The organism is Acidovorax sp. KNOB132, assembly GCF_057541515.1.
The window spans coordinates 1-9,834 of record NZ_BAAJYT010000138.1 but is presented as its reverse complement, the minus strand read 5'-3'; the positions used below and the strand labels follow the sequence as shown (position 1 = coordinate 9,834).

Below are 9,834 nucleotides of genomic sequence, written 5' to 3'. Positions count from 1 at the left end.
CGGCCGCCAAGAAGCCCTGGGGGCGCGATGCTCGGCGGCCTGGCCGCGGGCCTGGGCCTGGCCTGGCTGGCCCACTCGCTCGGCCTGGGCGCGGGCTTCGGCCAGTTCCTGCTGATCGCGCTGCTGGCGCTGGGGGCCTTCGCCGTGTTCCGCATGTTCATGCGGTCGCGCAAGCCCGCCGAAGGCGGTGGCGCGGGCAATTCGCCCTTCGCCTTCCAGGGCGCCGGCGGCGGTGCCGCTTCGCCGGCCGAGGCGCAGATGCCCCGCCAGTACAGTCCGCAGAACGTGGGCAACGATGCCTCCGCGCGGCCCTTCGAGCGCAGCAGCATGGCCTTCGACGCCTCGCGCCAGAGCGGCGGTGGCTCCGGCGTGGTGATCGGCTCGGCGCTGGCCGGCTCGCAGAACTGGGGCGTGCCCGAGGGCTTCGACACCGAAGGCTTCCTGACCGCGGCCAAGCGCAACTTCATCACGCTGCAAGGCGCCTGGGACCGTTCCGACATCGCCGCGCTCCGTTCGATGATGACGGACAGCATGGTGGAGGAGATCCGCACCCAGCTGAGCGAGCGCGAGTCGCTGCGCGGCGCCAGCCAGCCCAACCACACCGATGTGGTCATGCTGGAGGCACAGCTGCTGGGCATCGAGGACCTGGGCGATGGCTACATGGCCAGCGTGGAGTTCTCCGGCATGATCCGCGAGGAACTCTCGGCCGGCCCGAGCCCGTTCCGCGAGGTGTGGAACATGACCAAGCCCAAGAGTGGCGGCAGCGGCTGGCTGGTGGCCGGGGTGCAGGCCCTGCAGTAACCGGCCGCAATGGCGCGGCGGGCGCGGGGGTAAAGCCCTCGGTGCCGCGCCCAGTTCGGGGAATAATCGGGGACTATGGCAACACAGTCCCCTTTTTCATTCCTGGATGGGCTTTTCGAGCGCATCGCCGCAGGCCCGCAGCCACCGCAGTGGCTGGTGCACGAGGTGCAGCACCGCCTGGTGCTGTTCCTCAACCACGTGCTCATGCAGGAGCCCGAGGCCATGGACCGCCTCGTGCGCCAGAAGGGGCGCGTGGCGCGGGTGCAGTGGCGGGTCTACTCCATGGCCCTGCAGATCACCCCGGCCGGGCTGCTCGACCTGGCGCCCGAGGGCCAGGTGCCGGACCTGCGCCTGGAGGTGATCGAAACCTCCCCCCTGTCGCTGGCCCAGACCGCGCTGCGCGGTGACAAGCCCGGCATCCGCATCGAAGGCGACGTGCAGCTGGCCGCCGACATCAACTGGCTGGTGGACCATGTGCGCTGGGACGTCGAGGAAGACCTGGCCCGCGTGATCGGCGATGCGCCGGCCCATGCCATCGGCTCGGCGGCCCGCCGCGCCGCGCAGGCGCTGCGCCAGTTCGTCGGCGCACGCCGGGCGTCCTCCGCCGGCGAGGCCGGCGGTACCGACCGATTCGCACCATGAGTCGTTTCCTTCGCGGCGTCACCATCGTCTGGGTGGTGCTGCGCTACGGGCTGGACGAGCTGGTCCTGACGAGCTTCCAGAAGCCCTGGCTGCGCCTGGTGGCGCGCATCGTGTCGATCGGCCGCAACCTGGACGCCCCGCGCGGACAGCGCCTGCGCGAGGCGCTGGAGCGGCTGGGCCCGATCTTCGTGAAGTTCGGCCAGGTGCTCTCCACCCGGCGCGACCTGATGCCGCCCGACATCGCCGACGAGCTGGCGCACCTGCAGGACCGTGTGCCGCCCTTCGATCCCGACGTGGCAGTGGCCACCATCGAGCGCGCCTTCCGCCGCCCGCTGGCTGAGGTGTTCGTGTCGTTCGACCGGGTGCCGATCGCCAGCGCGTCCATCGCCCAGGTGCACTTCGCGGTCGTGCGCGACCGCAAGGGCGTGGAGCGCGAGGTGGCCGTCAAGGTGCTGCGCCCGGGCATGCTGCCCGTGATCGAGAACGACCTGGGCCTGATGCGCCTGATGGCCGGTTGGGTGGAGAGCCTGTCGGCCGACGGCAAGCGGCTCAAGCCCCGCCAGGTGGTGGCCGAATTCGACAACTACCTGCACGACGAGCTGGACCTGGTGCGCGAGGCCGCCAATGCCGCGCAGCTGCGCCGCAACATGCAGGGGCTCGAACTGGTGCTGATCCCCGAGATCCTCTGGGACTTCTGCCATGCCGAGGTGCTGGTGATGGAGCGCATGAAGGGCGTGCCCATCAACCAGATCGAACGCCTTCGGGCCGCGGGGGTGGATATCCCCAAGCTGGCGCGCGACGGGGTCACGATCTTCTTCACCCAGGTGTTCCGCGACGGCTTTTTTCACGCCGACATGCACCCGGGCAACATCCAGGTGAGCCTGGAGCCGGAGACCTTCGGGCGCTACATCTCGCTGGACTTCGGCATCGTCGGCACGCTGACCGAGTTCGACAAGGAGTACCTCGCGCAGAACTTCACGGCGTTCTTTCGCCGCGACTACAAGCGCGTGGCGGAGCTGCACATCGAAAGCGGCTGGGTGCCGGCCACCACGCGCGTGAACGAGCTGGAGGCGGCCATCCGCACCGTGTGCGAGCCGTACTTCGACCGCCCGCTCAAGGAGATCTCGCTCGGCATGGTGCTGATGCGGCTGTTCCAGACCTCGCGGCGCTTCCATGTGGAGATCCAGCCGCAGCTGGTGCTGCTGCAAAAGACGCTGCTCAACATCGAGGGGCTGGGACGCCAGCTCGACCCCGACCTGGACCTGTGGAGCACCGCCAAGCCGTTCCTCGAAAAGTGGATGCTCGACCAGATGGGGCCGCAGCGCCTGTGGCGCGAGCTGCGCGCCGAGGCGCCGCGCTTTGCCAAGATGCTGCCCGAGCTGCCGCGCCTGCTGCACGGCTACCTGCGCGAGCGGCCGCACGACCACCGGCGCGAGCTGCTGGAACTGCTGGCCGCGCAAAAACGCACCAACCGCCTGCTGCAGAGCCTGATCTACGGTGGCATGGGATTTGTATTGGGGCTGCTGGCGATGCAGCTGCTGATCCGCGTGCGGCTCTTCTAGCCTTTTTCCGACCCCTCCCTTTCCCCTACCCCTCCCTACGCGACATACGAGGAGCATGCCGTGCTGTTGACCCTGGTCATTGTCTATCTGCTGATCACCATCGCCATCGGCCTGCTCGCGGCGCGGCGGGTGAAGAACTCGGCGGACTTCGCCATCGCCGGGCGGCACCTGCCGCTGTACATGATCGTGACGACCACGTTCGCCACGTGGTTCGGCTCCGAGACGGTGCTGGGCATTCCGGCCAAGTTCATCGAGGGCGGGCTGGGCAACGTGGTGGAAGACCCGTTCGGCGCGGGCTTCTGCCTGATCCTCGTGGGGCTGTTCTTCGCGGCGCGCCTGTACCGCATGACGCTGCTGACCATCAGCGACTACTACCGCGAGCGCTACGGCCGCGCGGTCGAGATCGTGTGCTCGCTCATCATCATGCTGAGCTACCTGGGCTGGGTGTCGGCGCAGGTGACGGCGCTGGGCCTGGTGTTCAACCTGCTGTCCGGCGGTGCCATCAGCATTCCGATGGGCATGACCATCGGGGTGGTCTCCATCCTGGCCTACACGCTGTTCGGCGGCATGTGGTCGGTGGCGGTGACGGACTTCATCCAGATGATCATCCTGGTGGGCGGGCTCACGATCATCGCCGTCTTCGCCGGCAACATGGCCGGCGGGGCGGACAAGGTGATCGAGCTGGCCAGCAGCCGCGACCTGTTCCGCTTCCTGCCCGAGCCCAAGCTGCACGACATTCTGTTCTTCATCGCGGCGGGCATCACGATGATGTTCGGCTCCATTCCGCAGCAGGACGTGTTCCAGCGCGTCATGTCGGCCAACAACATCCGGGCGGCCACGCGCGGCCCGGTGATCGGCGGCATCTGCTATATCCTGTTCGCCTTCGTGCCCATGTTCCTGGTGGCCAGCGCGCTCATCATCATGCCGACCGAAACGGCCGAACTGCTCAAGGACGACCCGCAGAAGGTGCTCCCCACGCTGGTGCTGCAGAAGATGCCGTTCATCATGCAGGTGTTCTTCTTTGGTGCGCTGCTGTCCGCCCTCAAGTCCACGGCCTCGGCCACGCTGCTGGCGCCCAGCGTCACATTCACCGAGAACATCTGGCGCCAGTTCCGCCCGGACGGCACCGACAGCGACCGCCTGCGCACCATGCGCATCAGCACGCTGGTGTTCAGCGCCCTGGTGCTGGCCTATTCGATCCACATGCAGGGCACGTCGATCTATGAACTGGTGTCGGGTGCCTACCAGGTGCCGCTGGTGGGCGCCTTCGTGCCGCTGGTCTTCGGCCTCTATTGGAAGCGCGCGACGACCCAGGGCGCCATCCTGGCCATCATCGCGGGCCTGTCGTCGTGGCTGCTGTTCCTGGCCACGCCGGCCGGCGCCGTGTTCCCGGCCCAGCTGGCGGGCGTGCTGGCCGCCACGGCGGGCATGCTGATCGGTTCGCTGGCGCCGCAGGGGCTGCGCAACGTGCATGCATCGCACCACCCGGTGGCAGGGGTGGAGCAGGCGTGAAGGGGGTTGGGACGCGGTGCCTATAATTGAAGGTTTTGCACTTTCCATCGCACACGCTCAAGATGCCTATCTATGCTTATAAATGCGGTTCCTGTGGCCACGCCAAGGATGTGCTGCAAAAAATCTCGGACGCCCCCCTCACGGTGTGTCCGGCCTGCGGGGCCGAGGCCTTCACCAAGCAGGTGACGGCGGCCGGCTTCCAGCTCAAGGGCTCGGGCTGGTACGTGACCGATTTCCGGGGCGGCAACAGCGGTGCGGGCGGCTCCAAGCCCGACGCCACGGCCCCCGCCGCCGCATCGCCTGCCAGCGACAGCGCCCCCAAGAAGGAATCCGCCAGCCCGGCGCCCGCGCCGGCCGCCAGCAGTTCCGACACCAAGAAGAACTGAACGGCCCCGGATGTCCGCTTTGCGCAAATGGCTGTTCACCGGCCTTCTGGTCATCGTTCCCGGCGTCATCACGGCCTGGGTGCTGAACTGGATCGTGAGCACGCTCGACCAGACCCTGCAGATCCTGCCCGGCTCCTGGCAGCCCGACAAGCTGCTGGGCTTTCACATTCCCGGCTTCGGGGTGCTGCTCACCCTGGGCATCCTGCTCGCGGTGGGCGCGCTCACCAGCAACTTCGCGGGGCGCAAGCTGGTGGAGTGGGGCGATGCCCTGGTGAGCCGCATCCCGGTGGTGCGCTCGATCTACTCCAGCGTCAAGCAGGTGTCGGACACGCTCTTTTCCGAGGGCGGCAACGCCTTTCGCACCGCCGTGCTGGTGCAGTGGCCGCGCGAGGGCGTGTGGACGGTGGCGTTCATCACCGGCACGCCGAGCGGCGAAGTGGCGGCCTACCTGCGCGATGAATACGTGAGCGTCTATGTTCCCACCACCCCCAACCCGACGGGCGGCTACTTCGTGATCCTGCGCAAGAGCGATTGCATCGAGCTCGAAATGAGCGTCGATGCGGCACTCAAGTACATCGTCTCCATGGGGGTGGTCGCACCCCCGGATCTCACGCCGCCCGATTCCCGATAACACCTCGTCGCATGCCCGCTTGCCGCGGGCGTGCGGAAACCTTGTCGCGCTCCACGAGGGCGCAGGAAGACTCTCCAATGGCCATGCGTTCCCACTACTGCGGTCTCGTCACCGAAGCCCTCCTGGGCCAAACCGTCACCCTCGCGGGCTGGGTGAACCGCCGCCGCGACCATGGCGGCGTGATCTTCATCGACCTGCGCGACCGCGAAGGCTACGTGCAGGTGGTGTGCGACCCCGACCGCGCCGAGATGTTCAAGACGGCCGAAGGCGTGCGCAACGAGTTCTGCGTGCAGGTCAAGGGCCTGGTGCGCGCGCGCCCCGAGGGCACGACCAACGACAGCCTCAAGAGCGGCAAGATCGAGGTGCTGTGCCATGAGCTGAACGTGCTCAACCCCTCGGTCACGCCCCCCTTCCAGATCGACGAGGAAAACCTGTCGGAAACCACGCGCCTCACGCACCGCGTGCTGGACCTGCGCCGCCCGTACATGCAGAACAACCTGATGCTGCGCTACCGCGTGTCGATGGAGGTGCGCAAGTTCCTCGACGCCAACGGCTTCGTGGACATCGAAACCCCCATGCTCACCAAGAGCACGCCCGAAGGCGCGCGCGATTACCTGGTGCCCAGCCGCGTGCACGACGGCCAGTTCTTCGCGCTGCCGCAGTCGCCCCAGCTGTTCAAGCAGCTCTTGATGGTGGCTGGCTTCGACCGCTACTACCAGATCACCAAGTGCTTTCGCGACGAAGACCTGCGCGCCGACCGCCAGCCCGAGTTCACCCAGATCGATATCGAAACGTCGTTCATGGAAGAGCAGGACATCCGCGACATGTTCCAGGGCATGATCAAGACGGTGTTCCAGAACACGCTGGGCGTGGACCTGGGCGAGTTCCCGGTCATGACGTACCAGGACGCGGCCTACCGCTACGGCTCCGACAAGCCCGACCTGCGCGTGAAGCTCGAATTCACCGAGCTGACGGAGGTGATGAAGGACGTGGACTTCAAGGTGTTCTCGGGCGCTGCCAACATGAAGGGCGGCCGCGTGGTGGCCCTGCGCGTGCCCGGCGGCGCGCGCGAGACCGGCGGCCTCTCGCGCGGCGAGATCGACGGCTACACCGAGTTCGTGAAGATCTACGGCGCCAAGGGCCTGGCCTACATCAAGGTCAACGAGCTGGCCAAGGGGCGCGACGGTCTGCAGTCGCCCATCGTCAAGAACATCCATGACGCGGCCATCGCCGAGATCCTCAAGCGCACCGGCGCCCAGGACGGCGACCTGCTGTTCTTCGGCGCCGACAAGGAAAAGGTCGTCAACGACGCCATCGGCGCGCTGCGCATCAAGATCGGCCACAGCGAGTTCGGCAAGAAGAACGGCCTGTTCGAGGACCGCTGGGCGCCTCTGTGGGTGGTGGACTTCCCGATGTTCGAGTTCGACGAGGACTCCCAGCGCTACACCGCCGTGCACCATCCCTTCACCGCGCCCAAGGACGGCCACGAGGACTGGATGGTCACCGCACCCGAAAAGTGCATCTCCAAGGGCTACGACATGGTGCTCAATGGCTGGGAGATGGGCGGCGGCTCCGTCCGTATCCACCGCGCTGACGTGCAGCAGAAGGTGTTCGATGCCCTCAAGATCACGCCCGAGGAAGCGCAGCAGAAGTTCGGCTTCCTGCTGGACGCCCTGCAGTACGGCGCGCCACCGCATGGCGGCCTGGCCTTCGGCCTGGACCGCATCGTCACGCTGATGACGGGCGCCGAGTCGATCCGCGACGTGATCGCCTTCCCCAAGACGCAGCGCGCGCAGTGCCTGCTGACGCAGGCGCCGAGCCCGGTGGACGAAAAGCAGCTGCGCGAGCTGCACATCCGCCTGCGCAACCCCGACGCCGTCAAGGCGGCCTGATCCGTCCAGGCGCACGGCCGATCCCCCGGGACCGCTGAAGCGATGGACCCCCAAGCGGCAGGAGCGTCATGTTCCTGCCGCTTTTTTCATTGAAGGACGCGTTGATGCAAACCCGCAAAGTGACCCGGCTCTCCGTGACCCTGCTGGCCTTGGTGGCTGCGCTGGCCGGCTGTGGCGAGAAAAAGACCGAGCTGGGGCAGGGCGGCTCCGTCGTCACCGGCTCGGCCGGCCCGGAAGGGGCGCGCAACGCCGCGCGCGAACTGGTGCGCTGCGACGCGCCCGTGGCCACGCTGGCGCTGGCCGAGAACCCGAACGGCTACGTCATGGGGTCGGGCTACCAACTGCCGGCCTCGCCCGTGCCGCTGATCAAGCTGCTGGCGCAGCAAAGCGGCTGCTTTCGCGTGGTGGACCGTTCCGCCGGCCTGCGGGGCACGGTGCAGGAGCAGGACCTGAAGGACGCGGGCGTTCTGCGCAAGAACTCCACGGTGCAAAAGGGCCGGGGCTACGAGGCGCAGTACACGCTCACGCCCAGCCTCACGTTCAGCGAGCAGGACGCGGGCCGCGGGCTGTCCGGCGTCATCGCCATGATCCCGGTGCTGCGCGACATCGCGGGCCTGGCCGGCCTGGTGGAGCAGGTCAAGTTCAAGGAAGCGCAGACGGCCCTGCTGCTGTCCGACAACGAGACCACCGAGCAGGTGGCGGCCTCCACCGGTGCGGCGCGGTCCACCGACCTGGGCGTGGGCGGGCTGGTGTTCGGCAAGCTGGGCGGGGCGGCCGGCGCGGGCTGGAGCAATACCAACGAGGGCAAGGTGATCGCCGCGGCCTTCCTGGATGCGCACAACCAGCTCGTCACGCAGGTGCGCGCGCTGCAGGCCAAGGAAATGCCGCCGCCCGTGGCCACGGCACGCCAATCCTCGGGACGCTGACGCGCCGGGCGCAGCGACTCGGGGGGCACCGGGTCGCCCGAGTGGGTGATGGGGCAGGGAAGGCGGAACAGGGTGCGGGGGTGTGGCACGCATTGTGCTGCTGTCTTCGGCCCCGTCGTGCAGGCCCTGCCTGGATGGCAGAGGGCAAACCCCATGCCGATGGCATGCGGTTTGCGCCATGCATGCATCACAATCTGGGCCATCGCCCAGGCAAAAGGACTTCCTGTGTCTCACGCGTCTCCCTTTCTGGCCACCCCCGAGCAATGGTTACGGTACATGCCGGCGGCGCAGCACCAGCGACAGGAATTGAGACTGGTCGAGAACGCATGGGACCACCTGTCCTTGCTGTCATCCCTGTCGCTGCTGTCGTCCAAGGCCTCCTCCGGCCATGATCTGGCGCAGGCCCGCAGGGACTTCGCCGCGCTGTCGGCCGACCTGATGCGCGGTCTGGCCGGCGAGGCGCTCAAGAACCGGATCAGCGATCTCGCCTCGCGCGCCCAGGTCTGCATCGATGTGCTGGTGCGCAACCTCTTCGAGCGCACGGCCGACATCGGCTTTTTCGCCACCGACGTGGGCGTGGCCGAATTCCTGGGACATCCCGACCCCGGCACCCGCCCCGCCATCGCCGCCCGGCTGCGCGAGTACGCCGACAAGTACACGGTCTACGGCAACATCTTCCTGTTCGACACCGCTGGCCGGCCGTGCGCCCAGTTGCATGCGGTGGAGCCGATCGCCTCCGAGGCGCAGCGGCAGGCTGACCAGGCGTTTCTGCTGTCGGTGCTGCAAAGCCATGCGCCCTATGCCGAGCACTACGCGGTGCACGGTTTCAGCGGCGAGGCTGGCAAGACGCTCATGTACGCCCGGCGCGTGGATTTCGAGGGGCATGCGGCGGGTGTGCTGTGTCTGCAGTTCAAGCTGGCCGACGAAATGCCGGCCATCTTCGCCTCGGTGCAGGACGGCGGTCGCCCGCAGGGCCAGGGCTGCGACGCCGTGCTCGCGCTCACGGACGGCCAGGGCCGCGTGCTGGTGTCCAGCGACCCGCTGCAGCTGCCGGCCGGCTGGCCGGTGCCGCAGGCCGCGGCCGCCGGTGTGCAACCGATCCACCATGCGAGCCGGCGCTACCTGATGGTCGTGCGCGACGCCGAGGGTTTCCAGGGTTATGCCGGGCCGGGCTGGCGCGGCGTGGCGCTGCTTCCCCTGGACGTGGCCTTCGACGAAGCGGCCCAGAGCGATGCCGACGCTTTTCCCGTCGAACTGGCAGGCCACGCCGATGTGCTGTCGCAGGAACTGCGCGATATTCCGGCGCGCTCGGCCACCATCCAGTCGGCGCTGGAGCGCTCGGTGTGGAACGGCCTGCTGGACCTGCACCAGCTCGGTGGCGACGCGGCGGCGCCCCGCGAGCTGCAATTCGCCAAGACCTTGCTGTCCGAGATTGGCGCCACCGCCCGCAAGACGGCGCTGGCCTTCGCCAGCGCCCTGCAG

At 67.9% G+C, this 9,834-nt stretch carries 8 protein-coding genes and 1 pseudogene; all 9 read left to right on the top strand.

The window, feature by feature from the left end; translation table 11 throughout:
- Positions 1 to 801, top strand: an 801-nt coding sequence (locus tag AC27IO_RS16130) for a Tim44 domain-containing protein (protein ID WP_498739656.1), incomplete at its 5' end; no start/stop codon positions are given.
- A 75-nt stretch (positions 802 to 876) separates the two neighbouring features.
- The gene (locus tag AC27IO_RS16125; RefSeq protein ID WP_272565475.1) at positions 877 to 1,443 is read left to right on the top strand and encodes a hypothetical protein; all 567 of its coding nucleotides are present in this window, start codon (positions 877 to 879) and stop codon (positions 1,441 to 1,443) included.
- Positions 1,440 to 3,005: a ubiquinone biosynthesis regulatory protein kinase UbiB gene (gene ubiB, locus AC27IO_RS16120; RefSeq protein WP_498739654.1), complete on the top strand. Its 1,566-nt coding sequence runs from the start codon at positions 1,440 to 1,442 to the stop codon at positions 3,003 to 3,005. Before AC27IO_RS16125 ends, ubiB begins: the two co-directional genes overlap by 4 nt.
- Before the next feature lie 60 nt (positions 3,006 to 3,065).
- Positions 3,066 to 4,517 (top strand): high affinity choline transporter 1, encoded by a 1,452-nt coding sequence (locus AC27IO_RS16115; RefSeq protein WP_498739652.1) that lies wholly within the window; start codon positions 3,066 to 3,068, stop codon positions 4,515 to 4,517.
- Between the two features lie 62 nt (positions 4,518 to 4,579).
- Entirely contained in the window at positions 4,580 to 4,903 is a 324-nt protein-coding gene (locus AC27IO_RS16110) for an FmdB family zinc ribbon protein (protein ID WP_284408231.1), read from the top strand.
- Positions 4,904 to 4,913: 10 nt separating this feature from the next.
- A complete protein-coding gene (locus AC27IO_RS16105) occupies positions 4,914 to 5,534 on the top strand; it encodes a DUF502 domain-containing protein (RefSeq protein WP_272565470.1) in 621 nt (206 codons plus the stop codon).
- A gap of 77 nt (positions 5,535 to 5,611) precedes the next feature.
- On the top strand, positions 5,612 to 7,426 hold the full coding sequence (gene aspS, locus AC27IO_RS16100) for an aspartate--tRNA ligase (RefSeq protein WP_284405495.1): 1,815 nt from the start codon (positions 5,612 to 5,614) through the stop codon (positions 7,424 to 7,426).
- 104 nt (positions 7,427 to 7,530) lie between these two features.
- The gene (locus AC27IO_RS16095; RefSeq protein ID WP_498739650.1) at positions 7,531 to 8,352 is read left to right on the top strand and encodes a curli production assembly/transport component CsgG; all 822 of its coding nucleotides are present in this window, start codon (positions 7,531 to 7,533) and stop codon (positions 8,350 to 8,352) included.
- Positions 8,353 to 8,694: 342 nt separating this feature from the next.
- Positions 8,695 to 9,834 (top strand): annotated as a pseudogene (locus AC27IO_RS16090) (chemotaxis protein CheW); the annotation flags it as partial.

Bases quoted from the DNA above. Each gene is read 5' to 3' on its own strand.
- AC27IO_RS16125 (WP_272565475.1), top strand. From the start codon at position 877: ATGGCAACACAGTCCCCTTTTTCATTCCTGGATGGGCTTTTCGAGCGC.
- ubiB (WP_498739654.1), top strand. From the start codon at position 1,440: ATGAGTCGTTTCCTTCGCGGCGTCACCATCGTCTGGGTGGTGCTGCGC.
- AC27IO_RS16110 (WP_284408231.1), top strand. From the start codon at position 4,580: ATGCCTATCTATGCTTATAAATGCGGTTCCTGTGGCCACGCCAAGGAT.
- AC27IO_RS16105 (WP_272565470.1), top strand. From the start codon at position 4,914: ATGTCCGCTTTGCGCAAATGGCTGTTCACCGGCCTTCTGGTCATCGTT.
- aspS (WP_284405495.1), top strand. From the start codon at position 5,612: ATGGCCATGCGTTCCCACTACTGCGGTCTCGTCACCGAAGCCCTCCTG.
- AC27IO_RS16095 (WP_498739650.1), top strand. From the start codon at position 7,531: ATGCAAACCCGCAAAGTGACCCGGCTCTCCGTGACCCTGCTGGCCTTG.